Origin of the sequence: Aliivibrio fischeri, from assembly GCA_038993745.2 — a bacterium.
GTDB classification, from domain to species: domain Bacteria; phylum Pseudomonadota; class Gammaproteobacteria; order Enterobacterales; family Vibrionaceae; genus Aliivibrio; species Aliivibrio fischeri_B.
Genome location: CP160629.1, coordinates 202570 through 222895, shown reverse-complemented (window position 1 = coordinate 222895; position 20326 = coordinate 202570). Strand labels below are relative to the sequence as shown.

At 42.3% G+C, this 20326-nt stretch carries 31 protein-coding genes and 1 pseudogene; 2 read left to right on the top strand and 30 right to left on the bottom strand.

Features of this window, described 5'->3' with window-relative positions:
• Positions 1-5: 5 nt before the first annotated feature.
• The 26 genes and pseudogenes from rplF to fkpA all read right to left on the bottom strand — a co-directional run bounded on the left by rplF (position 6) and on the right by fkpA (position 15429).
• The gene (rplF, locus tag AAFX60_001090; GenBank protein XDF77861.1) at positions 6-539 is read right to left on the bottom strand and encodes a 50S ribosomal protein L6; all 534 of its coding nucleotides are present in this window, start codon (positions 537-539) and stop codon (positions 6-8) included.
• A gap of 12 nt (positions 540-551) precedes the next feature.
• Complete coding sequence (gene rpsH / locus AAFX60_001085) at positions 552-944, bottom strand: 30S ribosomal protein S8 (protein XDF77860.1); 393 nt, start codon at positions 942-944, stop codon at positions 552-554.
• A gap of 29 nt (positions 945-973) precedes the next feature.
• Positions 974-1279, bottom strand: a complete 306-nt coding sequence (gene rpsN, locus AAFX60_001080; protein XDF77859.1) for a 30S ribosomal protein S14 — start codon at positions 1277-1279, stop codon at positions 974-976.
• A 17-nt stretch (positions 1280-1296) separates the two neighbouring features.
• Positions 1297-1836: a 50S ribosomal protein L5 gene (rplE, locus tag AAFX60_001075; protein XDF77858.1), complete on the bottom strand. Its 540-nt coding sequence runs from the start codon at positions 1834-1836 to the stop codon at positions 1297-1299.
• A gap of 14 nt (positions 1837-1850) precedes the next feature.
• The gene (gene rplX, locus AAFX60_001070; GenBank protein XDF77857.1) at positions 1851-2165 is read right to left on the bottom strand and encodes a 50S ribosomal protein L24; all 315 of its coding nucleotides are present in this window, start codon (positions 2163-2165) and stop codon (positions 1851-1853) included.
• A gap of 13 nt (positions 2166-2178) precedes the next feature.
• Positions 2179-2550 (bottom strand): 50S ribosomal protein L14, encoded by a 372-nt coding sequence (gene rplN, locus AAFX60_001065; GenBank protein XDF77856.1) that lies wholly within the window; start codon positions 2548-2550, stop codon positions 2179-2181.
• 164 nt (positions 2551-2714) lie between these two features.
• A complete protein-coding gene (rpsQ, locus tag AAFX60_001060) occupies positions 2715-2969 on the bottom strand; it encodes a 30S ribosomal protein S17 (GenBank protein XDF77855.1) in 255 nt (84 codons plus the stop codon).
• Positions 2969-3160, bottom strand: a complete 192-nt coding sequence (rpmC, locus tag AAFX60_001055; protein ID XDF77854.1) for a 50S ribosomal protein L29 — start codon at positions 3158-3160, stop codon at positions 2969-2971. Before rpmC ends, rpsQ begins: the two co-directional genes overlap by 1 nt.
• On the bottom strand, positions 3160-3570 hold the full coding sequence (rplP, locus tag AAFX60_001050) for a 50S ribosomal protein L16 (protein XDF77853.1): 411 nt from the start codon (positions 3568-3570) through the stop codon (positions 3160-3162). The genes rpmC and rplP overlap by 1 nt, the downstream gene beginning before the upstream one ends.
• A gap of 11 nt (positions 3571-3581) precedes the next feature.
• The gene (rpsC, locus tag AAFX60_001045; protein XDF77852.1) at positions 3582-4280 is read right to left on the bottom strand and encodes a 30S ribosomal protein S3; all 699 of its coding nucleotides are present in this window, start codon (positions 4278-4280) and stop codon (positions 3582-3584) included.
• A gap of 19 nt (positions 4281-4299) precedes the next feature.
• A complete protein-coding gene (gene rplV, locus AAFX60_001040; protein XDF77851.1) occupies positions 4300-4632 on the bottom strand; it encodes a 50S ribosomal protein L22 in 333 nt (110 codons plus the stop codon).
• Positions 4633-4642: 10 nt separating this feature from the next.
• Entirely contained in the window at positions 4643-4921 is a 279-nt protein-coding gene (gene rpsS / locus AAFX60_001035; GenBank protein ID XDF77850.1) for a 30S ribosomal protein S19, read from the bottom strand.
• Between the two features lie 19 nt (positions 4922-4940).
• A complete protein-coding gene (gene rplB / locus AAFX60_001030; GenBank protein ID XDF77849.1) occupies positions 4941-5765 on the bottom strand; it encodes a 50S ribosomal protein L2 in 825 nt (274 codons plus the stop codon).
• A 15-nt stretch (positions 5766-5780) separates the two neighbouring features.
• Positions 5781-6083, bottom strand: coding sequence for a 50S ribosomal protein L23 (rplW, locus tag AAFX60_001025; protein XDF77848.1), 303 nt, complete (start codon positions 6081-6083; stop codon positions 5781-5783).
• Entirely contained in the window at positions 6080-6682 is a 603-nt protein-coding gene (gene rplD / locus AAFX60_001020) for a 50S ribosomal protein L4 (GenBank protein ID XDF77847.1), read from the bottom strand. Before rplD ends, rplW begins: the two co-directional genes overlap by 4 nt.
• Before the next feature lie 17 nt (positions 6683-6699).
• Positions 6700-7329 (bottom strand): 50S ribosomal protein L3, encoded by a 630-nt coding sequence (gene rplC / locus AAFX60_001015; GenBank protein ID XDF77846.1) that lies wholly within the window; start codon positions 7327-7329, stop codon positions 6700-6702.
• Positions 7330-7341: 12 nt separating this feature from the next.
• Entirely contained in the window at positions 7342-7653 is a 312-nt protein-coding gene (gene rpsJ, locus AAFX60_001010; GenBank protein XDF77845.1) for a 30S ribosomal protein S10, read from the bottom strand.
• A gap of 412 nt (positions 7654-8065) precedes the next feature.
• Positions 8066-9250, bottom strand: coding sequence for an elongation factor Tu (gene tuf / locus AAFX60_001005; protein XDF77844.1), 1185 nt, complete (start codon positions 9248-9250; stop codon positions 8066-8068).
• Between the two features lie 108 nt (positions 9251-9358).
• A pseudogene (fusA, locus tag AAFX60_001000) lies at positions 9359-11454 on the bottom strand (elongation factor G).
• Between the two features lie 131 nt (positions 11455-11585).
• A complete protein-coding gene (gene rpsG / locus AAFX60_000995; protein ID XDF77843.1) occupies positions 11586-12056 on the bottom strand; it encodes a 30S ribosomal protein S7 in 471 nt (156 codons plus the stop codon).
• A 94-nt stretch (positions 12057-12150) separates the two neighbouring features.
• Positions 12151-12525, bottom strand: coding sequence for a 30S ribosomal protein S12 (gene rpsL / locus AAFX60_000990; GenBank protein ID XDF77842.1), 375 nt, complete (start codon positions 12523-12525; stop codon positions 12151-12153).
• Between the two features lie 163 nt (positions 12526-12688).
• Complete coding sequence (tusB, locus tag AAFX60_000985) at positions 12689-12979, bottom strand: sulfurtransferase complex subunit TusB (GenBank protein ID XDF77841.1); 291 nt, start codon at positions 12977-12979, stop codon at positions 12689-12691.
• Positions 12980-13336 carry a sulfurtransferase complex subunit TusC gene (gene tusC / locus AAFX60_000980; protein XDF77840.1) on the bottom strand — a complete coding sequence of 119 codons (357 nt, stop codon included), beginning with the start codon at positions 13334-13336 and terminating at the stop codon, positions 12980-12982.
• 34 nt (positions 13337-13370) lie between these two features.
• Positions 13371-13763: a sulfurtransferase complex subunit TusD gene (tusD, locus tag AAFX60_000975; protein ID XDF77839.1), complete on the bottom strand. Its 393-nt coding sequence runs from the start codon at positions 13761-13763 to the stop codon at positions 13371-13373.
• On the bottom strand, positions 13760-14464 hold the full coding sequence (locus AAFX60_000970; GenBank protein ID XDF77838.1) for a transcriptional regulator: 705 nt from the start codon (positions 14462-14464) through the stop codon (positions 13760-13762). Before AAFX60_000970 ends, tusD begins: the two co-directional genes overlap by 4 nt.
• A 170-nt stretch (positions 14465-14634) precedes the next feature.
• A complete protein-coding gene (fkpA, locus tag AAFX60_000965; GenBank protein XDF77837.1) occupies positions 14635-15429 on the bottom strand; it encodes an FKBP-type peptidyl-prolyl cis-trans isomerase in 795 nt (264 codons plus the stop codon).
• A 223-nt stretch (positions 15430-15652) separates the two neighbouring features.
• On the opposite strand from fkpA, the gene AAFX60_000960 reads away from it, so the two are divergent.
• Positions 15653-16666 carry a PQQ-binding-like beta-propeller repeat protein gene (locus AAFX60_000960; protein XDF77836.1) on the top strand — a complete coding sequence of 338 codons (1014 nt, stop codon included), beginning with the start codon at positions 15653-15655 and terminating at the stop codon, positions 16664-16666.
• The gene (locus AAFX60_000955) at positions 16666-16890 is read left to right on the top strand and encodes a SlyX family protein (GenBank protein ID XDF77835.1); all 225 of its coding nucleotides are present in this window, start codon (positions 16666-16668) and stop codon (positions 16888-16890) included. The genes AAFX60_000960 and AAFX60_000955 overlap by 1 nt, the downstream gene beginning before the upstream one ends.
• A 185-nt stretch (positions 16891-17075) precedes the next feature.
• Here AAFX60_000955 and slyD read toward each other — a convergent pair whose 3' ends face one another.
• Genes slyD through kefG form a run of 4 tightly spaced genes read right to left on the bottom strand, consistent with a single transcriptional unit; the run spans position 17076 to position 20282 of the window.
• Entirely contained in the window at positions 17076-17663 is a 588-nt protein-coding gene (gene slyD, locus AAFX60_000950) for a peptidylprolyl isomerase (GenBank protein ID XDF77834.1), read from the bottom strand.
• Positions 17664-17719: 56 nt separating this feature from the next.
• Positions 17720-17920, bottom strand: a complete 201-nt coding sequence (locus tag AAFX60_000945) for a YheV family putative zinc ribbon protein (GenBank protein ID XDF78871.1) — start codon at positions 17918-17920, stop codon at positions 17720-17722.
• Between the two features lie 29 nt (positions 17921-17949).
• On the bottom strand, positions 17950-19740 hold the full coding sequence (kefB, locus tag AAFX60_000940) for a glutathione-regulated potassium-efflux system protein KefB (protein ID XDF77833.1): 1791 nt from the start codon (positions 19738-19740) through the stop codon (positions 17950-17952).
• Positions 19740-20282, bottom strand: a complete 543-nt coding sequence (kefG, locus tag AAFX60_000935; GenBank protein ID XDF77832.1) for a glutathione-regulated potassium-efflux system ancillary protein KefG — start codon at positions 20280-20282, stop codon at positions 19740-19742. Before kefG ends, kefB begins: the two co-directional genes overlap by 1 nt.
• Between the last annotated feature and the right edge of the window lie 44 nt (positions 20283-20326).

The following is a 20326-nucleotide window of genomic DNA, read 5'->3' as shown; positions in this document are numbered from 1 at the left end:
ATACCCTACTTCTTCTTAGCTTCTTTAGTACGCACGATTTCATCGGCGTAACGAACACCTTTACCTTTGTAAGGTTCAGGCTGACGGTATGAACGAAGGTCCGCAGCAACTTGACCAACTAATTGCTTATCACAACCAGTTACAACGATCTCAGTTTGAGTTGGACACTCAGCTTTAATACCTTCTGGTAGAGCGTGCTCTACAGGGTGTGAGAAGCCAAGAGTTAGGCCTACAGCGTTGCCTTTCATAGCAGCACGGTAACCTACACCTTTAAGAATTAGCTTCTTAGTAAAGCCTTCATTTACACCGATAACCATATTGTTTACTAGTGCACGAGCTGTACCAGCTTGAGCCCAAGCATTGGTAACGCCTTCGCGTGGACCAAATACAATAGTGTTATCTTCTTGTGAAACAACTACAGCGTCGTTAAGAACGCGAGTTAGTTCACCTTTACCACCTTTGATAGTGATTTCCTGGCCGTTCAGTTTCACTTCTACGCCAGCAGGAATTACTACAGGTGCTTTAGCAACACGAGACATATCCTACTCCTATTAAGCTACGTAGCAGATGATTTCGCCACCAAGACCAGCTTTACGCGCAGCGCGGTCAGACATAAGGCCTTTTGATGTAGAAACAACAGCAATACCAAGACCACCCATTACAGATGGTAACGCGTCGTTCTTCTTGTAAACACGAAGACCTGGACGAGAAACACGTTGGATTTGCTCGATAACTGGTTTAGCTTGGAAATACTTTAAAGTGATTTCTAGCTCAGGTTTGATGTCGCCTTCAACAGCGAAATCAGCGATGTAGCCTTCAGCTTTTAGCAGTGCAGCGATTGCAACTTTAAGCTTTGAAGAAGGCATTTTAACAGCAACTTTGTTTGCTGCTTGACCGTTGCGAACGCGGGTCAGCATATCCGAAATCGGATCTTGCATGCTCATAAGATTTACTCCAAATGATTAAGTGGCAATTACCAGCTAGCCTTACGAAGACCCGGAATCTCGCCTTTCATGCAAGCTTCACGAACCTTAATACGGCTTAAACCGAACTTACGTAGGTAACCGTGTGGACGACCAGTTTGGTTACAACGATTACGCTGACGAGATGCACTTGAATCACGAGGTAGTGATTGCAGTTTAAGAACTGCATCCCAACGCTCTTCTTCAGAAGCATTAACATCGCTAATTAGAACTTTTAGCGCAGCACGCTTTTCAGCGAACTTAGCTACAAGTTTCGCACGTTTAGCTTCACGTGCTTTCATTGATTGTTTAGCCATAACAGTAACCCTTCACCTTACTTACGGAATGGGAAGTTAAAGGCAGCCAGCAGAGCTCGGCCTTCCGCATCTGTATTCGCAGACGTCGTGATAGTAATATCAAGACCGCGTACACGATCAACTTTATCATAGTCGATCTCAGGGAAGATGATTTGCTCGCGAACGCCCATGCTGTAGTTACCGCGACCGTCAAAAGACTTCGCGCTAACGCCACGGAAATCACGTACTCGTGGAAGTGCAATAGAGATTAAACGCTCTAAGAATTCCCACATACGTTCGCCACGCAGGGTTACTTTACAACCGATTGGGTAGCCTTCACGGATTTTGAAACCAGCTACAGATTTACGTGCTTTAGTAATCAATGGTTTTTGACCAGAGATAATTGCCATATCGGCAGCAGCGTTTTCTAGTAGTTTCTTATCGTTGATTGCTTCACCAACACCCATGTTTAGGGTGATCTTTTCAACCCTAGGGACTTGCATGACGCTTGTGTAGCTGAACTCTTTGGTAAGCTCAGCGACTACAGACGACTTGTAGTAATCATGCAGTTTCGCCATAGTAGAACTCCAAATTACTTAATTGTTTCACCGTTAGATTTGAAGAAACGCACTTTTTTGCCTTCTTCAAAACGGAAACCGATACGGTCCGCTTTACCAGTTGCTTCGTTGTAGATTGCGATGTTAGAAGCATCAATAGCTGCTTCTTTCTCAACAATACCGCCTTGTTGACCAAGAGCCGGAACAGGCTTTTGGTGTTTTTTAACAAGGTTGATACCTTCAACGATAACTTTACCAGTTTCAAGAACCTTAGTTACTTTACCTTTCTTGCCTTTATCTTTACCGACAAGAACGATTACTTCGTCATTACGACGGATTTTAGCTGCCATTTTGTGCCGCTCCTTACAGAACTTCTGGTGCTAGTGAAACGATTTTCATGAATTTCGCGTTACGAAGTTCACGAGTCACTGGACCAAAGATACGTGTACCGACTGGTTGCTCAGTAGTGTCATTCAACAATACGCAAGCATTACGGTCGAAGCGAATGATAGAACCGTCTGGGCGACGAACGCCTTTACGGGTGCGCACTACTACCGCCTTCAGAACATCACCTTTTTTAACTTTACCGCGAGGAATTGCTTCCTTAACAGTAACTTTGATGATATCTCCGATATGTGCATAACGGCGGTGAGAGCCACCCAGAACCTTAATACACATTACCTTGCGCGCACCAGAGTTATCTGCAGCGTCAAGTGTACTTTGCATTTGGATCATTGTTAGTGCTCCGCTAAATATTTAAAACTAGACCCATCACGGGTCGGGCTGCCTCTTTAAAAGGGATGGGGATTGTATCACCATTTTTTAAATAAAGGTAGTCAAAAAATAAACGGCCCCAAAAAAAATTCGGAGCCGCTTAAAGTCGCTATAGAATCAACAAATTAAGCTTTTGCTTTTTCTACAATGTTTACCAATGTCCAAGACTTAGTCTTAGATAGTGGACGACATTCACGAATCTCAACTGTGTCGCCTAGGCCACATTCGTTGTTTTCATCATGTGCGTGAAGCTTAGTCGTGCGCTTGATGTATTTACCGTAGATCGGGTGTTTCACCATGCGTTCAATAGCAACAACAATAGACTTGTCCATTTTGTCGCTAATTACACGACCTTGCATAGTACGAATTTTCTCGCTCATTATGCGCCAGCCTTCTCATTCAGTAAAGTTTTAACACGTGCGATATCACGACGTACAGCTTTCAGAGTGTGAGTTTGCTGTAGTTGACCAGTCGCAGCTTGCATGCGCAAGTTGAACTGTTCACGTAGCAAATTCAGAAGCTCTTCATTTAGCTCTTCAACGTTTTTCTCGCGTAGATCTTGTGCTTTCATCACATCACCTGCTTAGTTACAAAAGTAGTTTTGATAGGCAGTTTACGTGCCGCTAGGCGGAACGCTTCACGTGCCAACTCTTCAGGTACGCCGTTCATTTCGTACATAACCTTTCCAGGTTGGATTTGGGCTACCCAGTACTCAACGTTACCTTTACCCTTACCTTGACGAACTTCAAGCGGTTTTTCTGTGATAGGTTTGTCTGGGAACACACGGATCCAGATTTGACCTTGACGCTTAATGTGACGCGTCATAGCACGACGAGCCGCTTCAATCTGACGAGCAGTTAGACGACCACGGCCTACAGCTTTAAGACCGAAGTCGCCGAAGCTTACTTCAGTACCTTTAGCAAGACCACGGTTACGACCAGTCATAACCTTACGGAACTTAGTACGTTTTGGTTGTAGCATCAGTCGGCTCCTTACTTACGGCTTCTGCGCTGCTTCTTAGGCTTGTCAGCCTTAGGCTCTACTGCATTAGCAGCTGGCATACCGCCTAGAACTTCACCTTTGAAGATCCAAACTTTAACGCCGATCACACCGTATTGAGTGTGAGCCGAAGAAGTTGCGTAATCAATGTCAGCACGTAGAGTATGTAGAGGCACACGACCTTCACGGTACCACTCAGAACGTGCAATTTCAGCGCCGCCTAGACGACCGCTTACTTCCACTTTGATGCCTTTAGCGCCAAGACGCATTGCATTTTGTACAGCACGCTTCATAGCACGACGGAACATAACACGACGCTCAAGTTGAGACGCGATGCTATCAGCAACTAGCTGACCGTCAAGCTCAGGTTTACGTACTTCAGCAATGTTAATTTGCGCTGGAACACCTGCGATTTTTGCTACGCCTGCGCGTAGTTTCTCTACGTCTTCACCTTTCTTACCGATTACAACGCCTGGACGAGCAGTGTGAATAGTCACACGGATGCTCTTAGCAGGACGCTCGATAACGATGCGTGATAGAGATGCTTTTTTCAGTTCTTTAGTAAGATACTGACGTACCTTGAAGTCGCCGTCTAGGTTGTCAGCGAACTCTTGGCTACTAGCAAACCATGTAGTATTCCAAGGCTTAACGATGCCAAGACGAATACCATTAGGATGTACTTTTTGACCCATTTGCTTAATCTCCTAGTCTTTAACGATCAGCTACAACGATAGTGATGTGGCTTGAACGCTTCAAGATGCGATCTGCACGACCTTTAGCACGAGGCATAATACGCTTCATGATAGGGCCTTCATCTACGAAGATTTTAGCGACATTTAGATCGTCGATATCTGCACCTTCGTTGTGTTCAGCGTTTGCGATTGCAGACTCAAGAACTTTCTTCACTAATACAGCAGCTTTTTTGTTGCTGAAAGTTAGGATTTCTAGAGCTTGGTCTACAGATTTACCACGTACTTGGTCCGCAACTAGGCGAGCTTTCTGTGGTGAAATACCGGCAAAACGATGTTTAGCAATAGCTTCCATATTCTACCTCTTAACGCTTTTTCGCTTTCTTATCAGCAGCGTGGCCGCGATAAGTACGTGTAGGTGCAAATTCGCCCAACTTGTGACCGATCATGTCTTCTGTTACGAAAACTGGTACATGTTGGCGACCATTATGGACAGCGATGGTCAAGTTGATCATTGTTGGAATGATCATTGAACGACGGGACCAAGTCTTAACAGGCTTTTTGTCTCCGCTTTCCACCGCTTTCTCTACCTTCTTCAGCAAGTGTAGGTCAATAAAAGGACCTTTCTTGAGAGAACGTGGCATGGCGATTCCTCTTTATAGATTATTTGTTACGACGACGTACAATGTACTTGTCAGTAGATTTGTTCTTACGAGTCTTGAAGCCTTTAGTTGGCATACCCCATGGTGATACTGGGTGACGACCGCCTGATGTACGACCTTCACCACCACCGTGTGGGTGATCAACTGGGTTCATTGCAACACCGCGAACTGTTGGACGAACACCGCGCCAGCGTGTAGCACCAGCTTTACCTAGCTCACGTAGCATGTGTTCAGAGTTACCAACTTCACCGATAGTCGCACGACCTTCAGAAAGAACTTTACGCATCTCACCAGAACGTAGACGTAATGTAACGTAAGCGCCATCACGTGCAATGATCTGTGCATAAGCACCAGCAGAACGAGCAATTTGCGCGCCCTTACCAGGTTTTAATTCAACACAGTGAACAGTAGAACCTACTGGGATGTTACGCAATGGTAGGCAGTTACCTGCTTTGATTGGCGCATCAACACCTGATTGTACTGTATCGCCAGCTTGAATGCCTTTTGGTGCGATAATGTAACGACGCTCACCGTCTGCGAACAGAACTAGTGCAATGTTTGCACTACGGTTTGGATCGTATTCTAAACGTTCAACAACAGCTGGAATGCCATCTTTTGTACGTTTAAAGTCAATTAGACGGTAGTGTTGCTTGTGACCACCACCAACGTGACGTACTGTGATACGACCGTTATTGTTACGACCACCGTTCTTAGAGTTTTTCTCTAGAAGTGGTGCGTATGGTTTACCCTTGTGTAGGTCAGCGTTAACGATTTTAACAACGTGACGACGACCAGGGGAAGTCGGCTTACATTTAACAATAGCCATTTTTAACTACTCCTGTTATTCCGCGCCGCCAACGAAGTCTAAGTCTTGACCTTCTTTCAAGATTACGTACGCTTTTTTCACGTCAGAACGACGGCCTTGGCGTAAACCTTGACGTTTAGTTTTACCCTTAGTGATAAGAGTATTTACAGACTTAACTTCAACTTCAAACAACTTTTCTACAGCTGCTTTAATCTCTTTTTTAGTTGCATTAATTGCTACTTTGAAAACAATAGTGTTATTGCCTTCAGCAGCCATTGTTGCTTTTTCAGAGATTAGTGGGCCACGTAGAACTTTTAGTAGACGCTCTTCATTGATCATGCCAGCATCTCCTCAACTTGCTTAACTGCAGCTGCAGTCATTAGAACCTTGTCGAATGCAACTAGAGATACTGGGTCAATACCAGCAACGTCACGTGCGTCAACTTTGTATAGGTTACGAGCAGCTAAGAATAGATTCTCGTCTACTTCGCCAGTTACGATAAGAACATCGTTAAGCTCAAGCTCTTTAAGCTTAGCAACTAGCTCTTTAGTTTTTGGTGCTTCAACTGAGAAGTTGTCTACAACGATCAGACGATCTTGACGAACTAACTCAGAAAGAATGCTCTTAAGAGCACCACGGTACATTTTTTTGTTTACTTTTTGGCTGTGATCTTGTGGTTTCGCAGCAAAAGTAACACCACCTGTACGCCAGATTGGGCTACGAATAGTACCCGCACGAGCTCGGCCTGTACCTTTTTGACGCCATGGCTTAGCGCCACCGCCAGATACTTCTGAACGTGTTTTTTGAGCACGAGTGCCTTGACGAGCACCTGCTGCATATGCAACAACTACTTGGTGTACAAGAGCTTCGTTAAACTCACGTCCGAAAGTAGTTTCGGAAACAGTTAGTGCATCAGCACCTTTAACCATTAATTCCATTACTTACTCCTAAGACGTTATGCTTTAACAGCTGGTTTAACGATCACGTTGCCACCTGTTGAGCCTGGTACTGCACCTTTAATAAGAAGCAGATTGCGCTCAGCGTCAACACGTACGATCTCTAGGTTTTGAGTCGTAACACGCTCAGCACCCATGTGACCTGCCATTTTTTTGCCTTTGAATACGCGACCTGGAGTTTGACATTGGCCAATTGAACCCGGTGCACGGTGAGACAAAGAGTTACCGTGAGTCATATCTTGAGTACGGAAGTTCCAACGCTTAACAGCGCCTTGGAAACCCTTACCTTTAGATGTACCAGTAACGTCTACTTTTTTGATTTCGTTGAAAACTTCAACAGTTAGCTCAGCGCCTACTGCGAATTCTTCACCGTTTTCTAAACGGAATTCCCAAAGACCACGACCTGCTTCAACACCTGCTTTCGCAAAGTGACCAGCTTCAGGTTTAGATACGCGGTTAGCTTTCTTAGAACCACAAGTAACTTGGATTGCATTGTAGCCATCAGTTTCAACAGTTTTCACTTGAGAAACACGGTTAGCTTCAACTTCAACAACAGTTACTGGGATAGAAACGCCTTCTTCGGTAAAGATGCGGGTCATGCCCACTTTACGACCGACTAGACCAATCATAATAATCTCCCCTTAACCTAGGCTAATTTGAACATCAACGCCAGCAGCAAGGTCTAAACGCATTAGTGCGTCAACAGTTTTATCTGTTGGCTCAACAATGTCGATTAAACGCTTGTGAGTACGGATTTCGTACTGGTCACGTGCGTCTTTGTTAACGTGAGGAGAAGTAAGAACAGTAAAACGCTCTTTACGAGTAGGTAGTGGAATAGGACCACGAACCTGAGCGCCAGTGCGCTTAGCTGTTTCAACGATCTCCGCTGTAGACTGATCGATTAGTTTATAATCGAATGCCTTTAGGCGGATACGAATACGTTGGTTCTGCATGAGACAGAGCTCCAATAATAAATACACAAACAATATCGCCACTCAATCCCGTAAAAACGAGAGAATGCCGATTGATTTATGTGAAACCATAGGTCCAAAATTAGGACACATTGTCAGTTAACTTATATTAGAAATTAATCTAAAAGTTTAAGTTCTAATAATATTAACCGCGAACATAAGCTGAGTATACATTCTAAGTAACTTACCCTACTCTGTAGGAATAAGCACTTTCCTCGCTGCTCATTGGTTCACAACTGGCTTAACCAGTGCGATGCATTATACAGATCACACTTTTAGTTGCAAGCATTGTTTGAAAAACAAACGAAAAAAATTATATTTTTTTACAAGCAACAAAAAAGGAAGCCGAAGCTTCCTTTTTTAGTCATGCGGTATATCGCAAAATCTTTAGCTATTAAGCGAAGATTTTAGCAACAACACCAGCACCAACTGTACGGCCACCTTCACGGATCGCGAAGCGTAGACCTTCGTCCATTGCGATTGGAGCGATTAGCTCAACCGTCATTTGAACGTTATCACCTGGCATTACCATTTCTACACCTTCTGGTAGAGTGATGTCGCCTGTTACGTCAGTTGTACGGAAGTAGAACTGTGGACGGTAACCTTTGAAGAAAGGAGTGTGACGGCCGCCTTCATCTTTAGAAAGAACGTACACTTCTGATTCAAATTTAGTGTGTGGGTTGATTGAACCTTTAGCAGCAAGTACTTGGCCACGTTCAACGTCATCACGCTTAGTACCACGTAGTAGTGCACCAACGTTCTCACCTGCACGACCTTCGTCAAGCAGTTTACGGAACATTTCAACACCTGTACAAGTAGTCATTGTTGTTTCTTTGATACCAACGATTTCTACTTCGTCACCTACACGTAGGATACCACGCTCGATACGACCAGTTACAACTGTACCACGACCTTGGATTGAGAATACATCTTCAATTGGTAGTAGGAACGGTTGGTCAACAGCACGCTCTGGTTCTGGGATGTAAGAATCTAGTGCTTCTGCAAGCTCAACGATCTTGTCTTCCCACTCTTTTTCGCCGTTTAGAGCGCCAAGAGCTGAACCTTGAATTACTGGTAGATCATCACCTGGGAAGTCGTACTCAGAAAGAAGTTCACGAACTTCCATTTCAACTAGTTCTAGAAGCTCTTCATCATCAACCATGTCACATTTGTTCATGAATACGATGATGTAAGGGATACCAACTTGACGACCAAGTAGGATGTGCTCACGAGTTTGTGGCATTGGACCATCTGTTGCAGCAACAACTAGGATACCACCATCCATTTGAGCAGCACCAGTGATCATGTTTTTAACATAATCGGCGTGTCCAGGACAGTCAACGTGTGCGTAGTGACGTGCAGGAGTATCGTACTCAACGTGAGAAGTTGAGATTGTGATACCACGCTCGCGCTCTTCAGGAGCGTTATCGATTGATGCGAAATCTTTAGCTACACCGCCGTAGATTTTTGCAAGTGTAGTACAGATAGCAGCTGTTAGAGTTGTTTTACCGTGGTCAACGTGGCCGATAGTACCAACGTTTACGTGCGGTTTCGTACGTTCAAATTTTTCTTTAGACACGATCGTGTTCCTTCCTAGTTATGATTCGCCTTATCGAACAGTGATAAGGCGCGCCAGAATTTGCTATTTTATGCGTCAATTGCTCTTGACGCAAGGGTATTGAGTATATTATCCACGCTCAGCGATGATTCTGTCGGCAATATTCTTAGAAACTTCACCATATTCGGCGAATTCCATAGAATAAGACGCACGACCTTGAGTCGCAGAACGCAAAGATGTTGCATAACCAAACATTTCTGAAAGCGGAACTTGTGCACGGATAATTTTCAATCCAGCAACACCATCGTCCATACCTTCAATCATGCCGCGACGACGGTTTAAGTCACCAACAACATCACCCATCCAGTCTTCTGGAGTGGTTACTTCAACTTTCATCATTGGTTCAAGAATAACAGGTTGCGCTTCTAGTGCACCTTTCTTGAATGCCATTGAACCCGCGATCTTGAACGCCATTTCACTGGAGTCAACATCGTGGTATGAGCCATCAAATAGCGTAGCTTTAACGTCAAGTACAGGATAACCTGCCAACACGCCGTTATGCATTTGCTCTTCGATACCTTTAGCTACTGAGCTGATGTATTCACGAGGAACAGCACCACCTACAATTTCGTCAACAAAAACGAAACCAGCATCTGGTTCTGATGGTTCGATTTTTAGCCATACGTGACCGTATTGACCGCGACCACCAGATTGACGTACGAATTTACCTTCAACTTCCGTAGTACCACGGATAGTTTCACGGTATGCCACTTGAGGCTTACCAACGTTACATTCAACACTGAACTCACGCTTCATACGATCAACGATAATATCTAAGTGTAGCTCACCCATGCCAGAAATCAGTGTTTGACCTGATTCTTCATCAGTTTCTACACGGAAAGATGGATCTTCTGCCGCTAGTTTACCTAGTGCGATACCCATTTTCTCTTGGTCAGCTTGTGTTCTTGGTTCTACAGCGATCTGAATAACAGGTTCTGGGAATTCCATACGCTCAAGAATTACTTTTGCGTTTTGGTCACACAGAGTATCACCTGTTGTTACGTCTTTAAGGCCGATTGCCGCAGCAATATCACCAGCACGTACTTCTTTCACTTCTTCACGCTTGTTAGCATGAAGTTGAACGATACGTCCAAAACGTTCACGCTTTTGTTTCACTGAGTTATATACTGCGTCACCGGTGTTAACCACACCAGAGTAAACACGCATAAAGGTCAATGAACCAACAAATGGGTCTGTTGCAATTTTAAATGCAAGTGCAGCAAACGGTTCGTTGTCGTCTGCATGACGCTCAACTTCGTTATCATTTTCATCCACACCTTTGATCGCAGGAACGTCAACTGGTGCAGGTAAGAATTCGATAACGGCATCAAGTACAGCTTGAACACCTTTGTTTTTAAACGCTGAACCACAAGTAGCCAGTACGATTTCGTTATTTAATGTACGAGTACGTAGGGCTTCTTTGATTTCTGCTTCAGACAGTTCTTCACCTTCAAGGTATTTGTCCATCAGGTCTTCAGACGCTTCTGCTGCTGCTTCAACTAGGTTTTGACGCCATTCTTCAGCAAGCTCTTGCATATCAGCTGGAATTTCTTCGTATGTGAAGGTCATGCCTTGGTCGGCTTCATTCCAGTTGATTCGTTTCATCTTGATAAGGTCAACAACACCACTAAAGTCCTCTTCAGCACCAATGTTTAATTGGATTGGAACAGGAGTAGCACCAAGACGATTTTTAATTTGATCTACAACACGTAAGAAATCTGCACCAGCACGGTCCATTTTGTTAACGAACACGATACGTGGAACACCGTATTTATCAGCTTGACGCCATACAGTTTCAGATTGAGGTTCAACACCAGACGAGCCACAGAACACAACAACTGCACCATCAAGTACACGCAGAGAACGTTCTACTTCGATTGTGAAGTCAACGTGTCCAGGAGTATCGATGATATTAATACGGTGATCTTGGAATTGCGCATCCATACCACGCCAGAATGTGGTAGTTGCCGCTGAGGTAATTGTGATACCACGCTCTTGCTCTTGCTCCATCCAGTCCATGGTTGCTGCACCATCGTGAACTTCGCCGATTTTGTGAGAAAGGCAGTATAGAACAGAATACGCTCAGTAGTAGTAGTTTTACCTGCATCTACGTGAGCACAGATACCGATATTACGGTAGCGCTCAATAGGTGTATTTCGAGCCACGGTTGTATCCTCTTATCTTAGGGATTATTGCTATTACCCAACGCTTATGCATTGAAATAGCGATAATGACTAAGTGTTTTACTAAATAGGGGAAAAAGTAAGGTGCAGCAAGGACTGCTGCACCTTCGGTATTACCAGCGGTAATGAGCGAATGCTTTGTTAGCATCAGCCATACGGTGAACGTCTTCACGTTTCTTAACCGCAGTACCTTTGTTCTCAGACGCGTCTAACATTTCGTTAGCAAGACGTTGAGCCATAGATTTTTCACCACGCTTACGCGCAGCTTCAACCATCCAACGCATAGCAAGTGCGTTACGGCGAACCGGACGTACTTCTACAGGCACTTGGTAAGTTGAACCACCCACACGGCGAGATTTAACTTCTACCGCAGGACGAACATTTTCAAGAGCTTCTTCAAATACAGCTAAGTGGTCTTTACCAGACTTCTCAGCCATAAGATCTAGTGCACCGTAAACGATTTTTTCAGCAGTTGATTTCTTACCGTCAACCATTACGATGTTTACAAATTTTGCCAGCAGCTCAGATTTGAACTTAGGATCTGGAAGGATCTTACGCTGACCAATTACGCGACGACGTGGCATGGAATATCTCCGTTGTTGTCTTCAGGTTATCCAAAACTTTTCAGTTTCTTCAAATTACAAATATTTAGTGTTTGGCCTTACTTAACGGAATCCATTAAGACTTAGGACGTTTCACACCGTACTTAGAACGACCTTTCTTACGGTCATTTACGCCTGCACAGTCAAGTGCACCGCGAACAGTGTGGTAACGCACACCTGGTAAATCTTTAACACGACCACCACGGATAAGAACAACTGAGTGCTCTTGAAGGTTGTGACCTTCACCGCCGATGTATGAAGTAACTTCAAAGCCGTTAGTTAGACGAACACGACATACTTTACGTAAAGCTGAGTTCGGTTTTTTTGGTGTAGTAGTGTAAACACGAGTACATACACCACGTTTTTGTGGACACGCTTCTAGCGCAGGCACGTTGCTTTTAACAACTTGCTTTGCACGAGGCTTACGTACCAACTGGTTAATAGTTGCCATTAAAATAGCTCCTGATTAGAGGTTCGAAAACTTTTGAAAAATCTAGCCCTACAGAAATAGGGACGCGAAATTCTAAGGCTGAACGTGATATGTGTCAAGAAATATACAGCACTATTAATAAACAATTTAAAAATAATTTGCCTTTCTTAACCATAGATCACGCTTACCAAGTCACTATAGGAAAATGATCTTGGGTTAAAGAAACAAAAGCGCTGTAATTAACTCGTTGAATTTTATTATCAATAAGTTTAGTTAACCCTCTTGCTTCGATGTCTTCTTGTAAAAAATAGCAGTGCTTAAATGATAAGATCAACGAATGATCTTTATGATCTTTAATTGCTGCATATACACTGTCTTGCGTAAAAATGATGACGTCATTCTCATTATTGACAGGTAATTCTTTATTATGAAGTGATTGAAGATTATCGGTACTTGTTAGTATATGTAGCATCATTTAAAACACCATAATTTGATCACATTGAGACAGCTTTTCATTTATGTCTTTATTTGAAATGCTATCAACATCAATCAAAAGATATTCTTCTTTTATGCCACGGTTACTCATTGCATTCTGACAAACAAATATCTCTTCAAGATCATAAAGTTCAAGCATTTTAAACCCTGAAATATAATCTCTAGATAAAATCTTTTCTGGTTCTTGGTTCTTAAGTAGCTGTAACACACCATCTCCAATAAAGAAGATTTGAATATCTTCACTGTAAGCAGAGGCTGCTAATATTGCATCTAGCCCTTCTCTACCTTTTGATGTTGAGTGTGGTGCCGATTGAAATACAAATCCAAGTCGATTCATAATATTTCCGCTTTATTTAAACTGAACAACACGGTTAAAACTGAACAACACGGTCGAACTTCAATAACGCCGTTGCTAAACCACCTAACCCTGCTTGCTGAAAACCAACAGCTAAATTATGTTGTTTTAATTGATGCTGACTTGCTTCTTCCTCACCAATAACACCACGTCGTAGTGCTGCAGCAACACAAGTTTCCAATTCAATATCATGGCGCAGTGCTAGCTCTTGCCATTGCTTAGTGATATCAACTTCATCATTAGCAGGTAAAATCAAAGAAGACGCATTTAACACCCCTTCCTGATAAAAGAACACCTTTTTAATACTGTGTCCTTGAGCTAATACAGCTTCTGCAAATTGAAAAGCTTTTCTTGATGCTTGTGAACCATAGGCTGGCCCATTAACAACAAGTCCATACACCAAACTCACTTTTCACCATCCTCTGTTTTTCTTTGACGGATATAAAGATAAACAGTGTGTTTAGAAATATTCAATTGGTCAGCAACACGGTTAATCGCGTCTTTAATATCAAAAATGCCTTTATCGTATAAATCCATTACGATTTGTTTGTTCTTTGCATTATTGCCGACTTCTTTATCTGCATTAATCTCATCAATAGTGCGTTTTACAGTTTGGTCAACAAGCTCATCTACATCACTTGCAAAGTTAACACTTGATGCTGCTTCATTCGCTTCTTCACTTGGCATAAATGATTGCAATACCTGTGAAAAAGGCGCATCCAAATTGATATTAATACACAGTAAACCAATGATTCTTTCATCCCCGTTACGAATAGCAACAGTGATTGACTTCATCAGCACCCCACCCTTTGCTCGGGTGAAATAAGAGCGAGAAAAATTACGTTTAGAACGTTCAATATCTTTTAGCATTTGCAGCGCTAAATCGGTGATTGGAGAGCCAACTTTACGTCCTGTATTCTCGCCATTAGCAATTCGAATCGCTGATTTATTGATATCTTCTAATGAGTGTAAAACGATTTCACAATAGTTACCGATTAAACTGGCAATTCCATCCACCACAGCTTCATAAGAGCGCAAAATGTGATGGTCAAACTCTGTAAATGGCACTACTTCAGAAAAACTTTCTTCCGCAGTATTCTCAATATTCATAATCTACCAACTTAATATTTGCTTGCTTAACACTCATGCTAAGACTTAAGGCTTAAAATAATTACATCAAGTTTATCAGAATATTTGCATGAAAATAAAAAACCCCAGCAAGTGCCGGGGCTAATTCAGTGATCTAAAACAAAGTTTAGATTATTTAATCTTCAATCAGATTATTTTGCAGGTTTTGCTGCATCTTTGATTTCTAGCAACTCAACATCAAATACTAGAGTTGAATTTGCAGGAATCGCTTGGTTGCCTTGTGCGCCGTAGCCTAACTCAGCAGGGATAACGAACTTGTACTTAGAACCAACGTTCATTAATTGAACACCTTCAGTCCAGCCAGGAATTACTGCGTTTAGTGGGAAAGTCGCTGGTTGGTTACGATCGTAAGAGCTATCAAACTTAGTACCATCAATTAATGTACCAGAGTAATGAACAACTACTGTATCAGTGTCTTTTGGCTTAGGACCGTCAGCAGGTGTGATTACTTTGTATAGAAGGCCTGATTCTGTTTTCTTCACGCCATCTTCTTTTTCAAATTTAGCACGGAAGTCAGCACCCGCTTTTGCGTTAGCTTCAGATTCTGCTGCCATTTTCTTTTGTGCAATTTCAGCAACACGTTGATCTAGGTTTTGAAGAGCAACTTGGATCTCTTCATCAGTTAGACGCTCTTTACCATTAAATACATCAGTTACACCAGCAAGTACATCCGCTTTCTTCAGGTCAAGACCTAGCTCTGTTTGCTTCTCTAGGTTTGAGTTTAGGTATTTAGCTAAAGATGCACCGATTGCGTAACCTGCTTTTTCATCTTCTGATGCAAATGTTGCTGCTGTAGCAGACTCAGTAGATGCTTCGATTTTTGCAGGTAATGTTGTTGCTTCTGTTTTTGGTGCTTCTTCTTTTTGACAACCAACAACAAATGCAACAGTTGCAGCAAGTAACGACACTTTAAAGATAGATTTCATTTCAAAACTCCAGATTATTTGAGGTCCTGCCTCAATTTTCTTATTCAATTTTTTAGATCATACCAATCTGGATAAGTAGTTGATAAAATTATTGCTAGTTATCATCGATTTTCACCAGCAATAGTGATCGAATACTTATTTAGATTGGTATATAGATGCGAAATACTGTTCATCACAATATACTAGTACTTATAGACACATTACAAACGAGTAGTTCAATTTGATGCGCGCTATATCTCAATACATCGCTATTTTTGTCATTACGCTGACATTATCGGGCTGTTTTTTCCAAAATTCAGACGACCAACGCTGGGAATTAGCTCCCCAGGGAACAACAAGTTTTGCGTTAAGTCGTGATGCTCGTTTTGCTCTTTTCTTTGTTAAGAATGACTCTATTCCTGAAAAAAATGAATCACAAGTAAAATCTGGTCTTCATTTTTGGGATCTTGTAGAAAATAAAGAACTGACTTTTTTCGGTGACCAAGATCAAGATAAATCAACGGTGTCCTATATCAGAATCTCTGATAACTCTCGATTTGCAATAACCGCAACTCAAACTAACTTTGCTGTTTGGGATTTGGGAATGGGAATATCTGAAGGGTTATGGTCTATCTCTGACGGTATTATTAGGGATGTATCTATTGCAAGTAATGGACAACAAGTTCTACTTGGACTTTCAAATGGTAAAGCCATTTATATCAATCTGGCGACCGGCCGCCGCTTAGAATTTTTAGCTCACAGAGAAAAAGTCAATTCTGTCGCTCTTTCTTCAAATGGTAAATTTGCCCTATCTGGTGGTAATGATTACTTTGCTTATTTGTGGGATACCGAAACAGGGCAAATACTTAGAACCTTTGAACATGAAAAACGAGTAAGTCGAACAGCACTTCAACGCGATGGTAAATATGCTTTTACTGCCGATGGTGGTAATGAAGGTTTTATTTGGGATTTAAAAACCGGTGAAAAAATAACGGAACTTAGTACGTTAGCTCGCCAACAAGTATATTCTACCGCTCGCTTTAGTGATGATGGCCAACTTCTGGTTACAGGTTCTCCCTCTGGAACCGTAAATGTATGGAATACCACATCAGGTAAAAAGCTCGAACAATGGCGTTCAGAACCATTAAAAGATGCACGTCCACCAACAGCAGTAGTGTATGATGTCGCCATTGATAAACAACAACGAGTGGTTTCAGCGACATCAGCAGGAATCGCCCAAGCGTGGTTAATAGAATAATGACAACAACAATTGAACAATTAGAACAAAAGATCAGTGATTTAGAGTGTCAAATGGCGTTTCAAGAGCAAACCATTGATGAACTAAACGACGCCCTATCTCAGCAACAGCTATTAATCACTAATATGCAAGTTCAGATGAAGTTTATGGTAGGTAAGATGAAAACCATGGATTCGTCGAATATGGCGGATGCATCGGAAGAGACGCCACCACCGCATTACTAAGTGCAGGAGCGAGAATCGAGAACGCTACGCTCTAGGAGCGAGGAAGAGCAAAGCGAGCACTCAGAAGCCTAAAAACAAAAAAACCGTAAATGCATCAGCACCTACGGTTTTTTAATTTCTACAGTGCGAAGATCTTCCTCGCCCCTAAACTCTCGAGCAAAGCGTCCTCGTCCCTACTCTTAAGATTACTTAGAACAGTTGCCGTTACCACAGCATACGTGCTCTTCTTCGTGATCGTGAGAATGGCCTTCGCCACCACAACAACCACCTTCGTGATCATGGTCGTGACCGTGACCACCACAGCCACCTTCTTGGTGAATATGACCGTGAGCAGCTTCTTCTTCTGTTGCTGCACGTAGTGCTACTACTTCAACATCAAAATCTAGAGTTTGACCAGCAAGCATGTGGTTGCCATCAACAACAACTTCATCGCCATCAACTTCAGTTACTTCTACAGGGATTGGACCTTGGTCTGTATCAGCAAGGAAACGCATACCAACTTCAATTTGGTCAACGCCTTGGAATACGTTTGCAGGAACACGTTGAACCATCTCATCCATGTGCTCGCCGTACGCTTCTTCAGGAGTTACAGTGATGCTGAATTTGTCGCCTTCAACTTTACCTTCAAGTGCTTTTTCAAGACCAACGATTAGGTTGTTGTGACCGTGTAGGTAATCAAGAGGAGCGTCAACTGTTGATTGGTCTACAACTACGCCTTCTTCTGTTTTCACTTGGTAAGCTAGACTTACAACAACGTTCTTTTCAATTTTCATTTTAACTCCGGATGCACTTAGCATTAGTGGATGGTATTCAGTATGGCAACATAATACTATTCAGGCTTAAAAACACCAATAACATCATCTTGCGCATGTTTGGTTTTTTCGAGTGATTTAGGCGTTCGACGGTCTGTATGACCACAATCAACACATTCAACATACTCGATATTACTTTCTTGCCACCAGCGTAGCGTATCTTCTTTGCTACATGATGGACAAACTGCACCTGCAATAAATCGTTTTTTCACGGTTATTATCCTTGTGCTATTAACTCTTTATAACATCAGTCCCAATGGTTCTGGCTTGAGCGTTCGTTTTCCATTTCTAAGCTAAAAATCTCTTCTAACTCGATTCGAGCAGCCTTCGCTTTTGAAGCTAGAGATTTATCATCTGAATGTAATGGTAACAATTCTTTTAGCATAGCAACATCTAACTTTTTAAAATGAGATTCTGCTCGCTTAGCTTGATAAGGATGCATACCTAAAGATGTGAGGGTTTGTCGCCCTAAATCAAGGGCACCATAGAAAGTTTCTCGTGAAAAGTTATCAACGCCTTCACTCAATAACTCATAAGCCTCTACTCGACTGCGCGCACGTGCTAATATTTTTAAATGAGGAAAATGCCTTTGGCATAACGCCACGACTTCCATCACTTTTTGTGGATCTTTTTTACACACAACAATGGCTTTGGCTTTTTCGGCTCCCGCCGCTCGTAAGAGTTCGACTTGCGTTGCATCACCGTAATACACTTTATAATCGAATTTACGCAGCAGACGAATTTGACTTGGGTCTGCCTCTAAAATAGTCAGCTTTATCTTATTCGCGAAAAGTAATCGTCCAACAATCTGACCAAATCGCCCAAAGCCAGCAATAATAACTTCTGGTTGAGTTGCGTGTGTAAAGTCAGATAAAGGCATCTCTTCTTCGCTGTTTAACGTTCTCGCAAACCATTTATCTTGAGCGATTAAAAACAGCGGTGTTGTCATCATAGAGATACTGACAACCACCAACAAAAATGCCGTTAATTCTCGGCTTAATAAGCCTTCCATTTGGGCAGCCGTAAACAAAACAAAAGCAAACTCGCCACCTTGGCTTAATATCATCGCCATTTGACTACGTGCTTTCGCTCGAGTACCAAAAGCTCTTGCTAACCCATAAATCAGCAACCCTTTCACCACTACAAGTGACAATACAGCAGCTAAGATCTCAAATGGATACTGTAGTAATAGCCCTAAATTAACCGACATTCCTACTGCAATAAAAAACAAACCAAGCAATAACCCTTTAAAAGGTTCAATAGCCACTTCTAACTCATGACGAAACTCACTTTCAGCCAGCAATACCCCTGCTAAAAATGCCCCAAGAGCCATAGATAGTCCTAACTGTTTCATCGCAGCAGATACACCAATCACCAGTAGTAATGCGGCAACAGTAAATAACTCTCTCGCTCCACTTTTCACTACATAGCTAAAAAGTGGGCGTAATAGAAAATGGGCAAGAGTAAAAATAGAAATAACACCAGCAAGAACCCATAATCCGTCGAGCCAATTACCACTGGCACCACCGGCTAAAACAGGCAATATCGCTAACATAGGAATAACCGCAATATCCTGAAACAGCAAAACCGCGAAACCAGATTGCCCACTTTCAGAATCAGACAGTTTACGTTCTTCTATCACTCTTAAGGCAATAGCGGTCGATGACAAAGCCAACCCCATGCCGATAACCAAACTGACTTGCCATGCTAAACCAAAAAACATCATCGCAGCAGTAATCACTACAGATGACACTACAACCTGGCTTCCTCCCAACCCGATTATCGGTTTTCGCATTTTCCATAATTTACTGGGGTTCAACTCTAAACCGATTAAAAAGAGTAGCAATACCACGCCAAATTCGGAGAAATGAAGAATCGCATCCACATCTGAAATTAATTTTAACCCCCATGGACCAATTGCGATTCCTGCTAATAAATAGCCTAGTACCGCACCAAGACCAAAACGCTGTGCCAAAGGTACGGTTACCACAGCTGCGGCTAAAAATATTGAACTTGTATGTAACCAATCACCAGCCATTAGATGCCTCCTTTCGGGTTTAGCAACCAAGCTTTATATTCATCAATATATTGCTGTCGTTTTTCTACCGTAATTTTACGTGCCCAGTATTGGATAGAGGGCGGTAACCATTCCATCTGACACAATGCGGCGGTAATTTTAAATGGAACCAAAATGTCATCCATTGAATGTTGGTTATATCCCGTTTTTGAAAAGGCTTCTTCAATACCACCAGCAGTGATCACACTTCGCCACTGCTTACCTTTTAAAGCATCACCATTACCATAAGCAAACCCTTTACCTAAAACGCAATCCATCCACTCTTTTAATAGTGCCGGACAAGAATAAAGATAAAGTGGATGTTGAAAAATAATAATATCGTGTTGTGCTAGCAGTTCATGCTCAAACACAACATCAATAAAAAAATCAGGATAATGAGCATAAAGATCATGCACAGTTACATGCTCTAAATGAGAATAAGCCGATAAAATGGCTTTATTGGCGATAGACTGCTCAGGATCTGGATGAGCAAGAATTACTAATATTTTAGGCAACTGAGTCATGTCTTCCCTTTTCTGACTTTATTGTTTTATTTTTCTCTTAATAC

Bases quoted from the DNA above. Each gene is read 5' to 3' on its own strand.
- rplF (XDF77861.1), bottom strand. From the start codon at position 539: ATGTCTCGTGTTGCTAAAGCACCTGTAGTAATTCCTGCTGGCGTAGAA.
- rpsH (XDF77860.1), bottom strand. From the start codon at position 944: ATGAGCATGCAAGATCCGATTTCGGATATGCTGACCCGCGTTCGCAAC.
- rpsN (XDF77859.1), bottom strand. From the start codon at position 1,279: ATGGCTAAACAATCAATGAAAGCACGTGAAGCTAAACGTGCGAAACTT.
- rplE (XDF77858.1), bottom strand. From the start codon at position 1,836: ATGGCGAAACTGCATGATTACTACAAGTCGTCTGTAGTCGCTGAGCTT.
- rplX (XDF77857.1), bottom strand. From the start codon at position 2,165: ATGGCAGCTAAAATCCGTCGTAATGACGAAGTAATCGTTCTTGTCGGT.
- rplN (XDF77856.1), bottom strand. From the start codon at position 2,550: ATGATCCAAATGCAAAGTACACTTGACGCTGCAGATAACTCTGGTGCG.
- rpsQ (XDF77855.1), bottom strand. From the start codon at position 2,969: ATGAGCGAGAAAATTCGTACTATGCAAGGTCGTGTAATTAGCGACAAA.
- rpmC (XDF77854.1), bottom strand. From the start codon at position 3,160: ATGAAAGCACAAGATCTACGCGAGAAAAACGTTGAAGAGCTAAATGAA.
- rplP (XDF77853.1), bottom strand. From the start codon at position 3,570: ATGCTACAACCAAAACGTACTAAGTTCCGTAAGGTTATGACTGGTCGT.
- rpsC (XDF77852.1), bottom strand. From the start codon at position 4,280: ATGGGTCAAAAAGTACATCCTAATGGTATTCGTCTTGGCATCGTTAAG.
- rplV (XDF77851.1), bottom strand. From the start codon at position 4,632: ATGGAAGCTATTGCTAAACATCGTTTTGCCGGTATTTCACCACAGAAA.
- rpsS (XDF77850.1), bottom strand. From the start codon at position 4,921: ATGCCACGTTCTCTCAAGAAAGGTCCTTTTATTGACCTACACTTGCTG.
- rplB (XDF77849.1), bottom strand. From the start codon at position 5,765: ATGGCTATTGTTAAATGTAAGCCGACTTCCCCTGGTCGTCGTCACGTT.
- rplW (XDF77848.1), bottom strand. From the start codon at position 6,083: ATGATCAATGAAGAGCGTCTACTAAAAGTTCTACGTGGCCCACTAATC.
- rplD (XDF77847.1), bottom strand. From the start codon at position 6,682: ATGGAATTAATGGTTAAAGGTGCTGATGCACTAACTGTTTCCGAAACT.
- rplC (XDF77846.1), bottom strand. From the start codon at position 7,329: ATGATTGGTCTAGTCGGTCGTAAAGTGGGCATGACCCGCATCTTTACC.
- rpsJ (XDF77845.1), bottom strand. From the start codon at position 7,653: ATGCAGAACCAACGTATTCGTATCCGCCTAAAGGCATTCGATTATAAA.
- rpsG (XDF77843.1), bottom strand. From the start codon at position 12,056: ATGCCACGTCGTCGCGTAATTGGTCAGCGTAAGATCCTTCCAGATCCT.
- rpsL (XDF77842.1), bottom strand. From the start codon at position 12,525: ATGGCAACTATTAACCAGTTGGTACGTAAGCCTCGTGCAAAGCAAGTT.
- tusB (XDF77841.1), bottom strand. From the start codon at position 12,979: ATGATGCTACATATACTAACAAGTACCGATAATCTTCAATCACTTCAT.
- tusC (XDF77840.1), bottom strand. From the start codon at position 13,336: ATGAATCGACTTGGATTTGTATTTCAATCGGCACCACACTCAACATCA.
- AAFX60_000970 (XDF77838.1), bottom strand. From the start codon at position 14,464: ATGAATATTGAGAATACTGCGGAAGAAAGTTTTTCTGAAGTAGTGCCA.
- fkpA (XDF77837.1), bottom strand. From the start codon at position 15,429: ATGAAATCTATCTTTAAAGTGTCGTTACTTGCTGCAACTGTTGCATTT.
- AAFX60_000960 (XDF77836.1), top strand. From the start codon at position 15,653: ATGCGCGCTATATCTCAATACATCGCTATTTTTGTCATTACGCTGACA.
- AAFX60_000955 (XDF77835.1), top strand. From the start codon at position 16,666: ATGACAACAACAATTGAACAATTAGAACAAAAGATCAGTGATTTAGAG.
- slyD (XDF77834.1), bottom strand. From the start codon at position 17,663: ATGAAAATTGAAAAGAACGTTGTTGTAAGTCTAGCTTACCAAGTGAAA.
- kefB (XDF77833.1), bottom strand. From the start codon at position 19,740: ATGGCTGGTGATTGGTTACATACAAGTTCAATATTTTTAGCCGCAGCT.
- kefG (XDF77832.1), bottom strand. From the start codon at position 20,282: ATGACTCAGTTGCCTAAAATATTAGTAATTCTTGCTCATCCAGATCCT.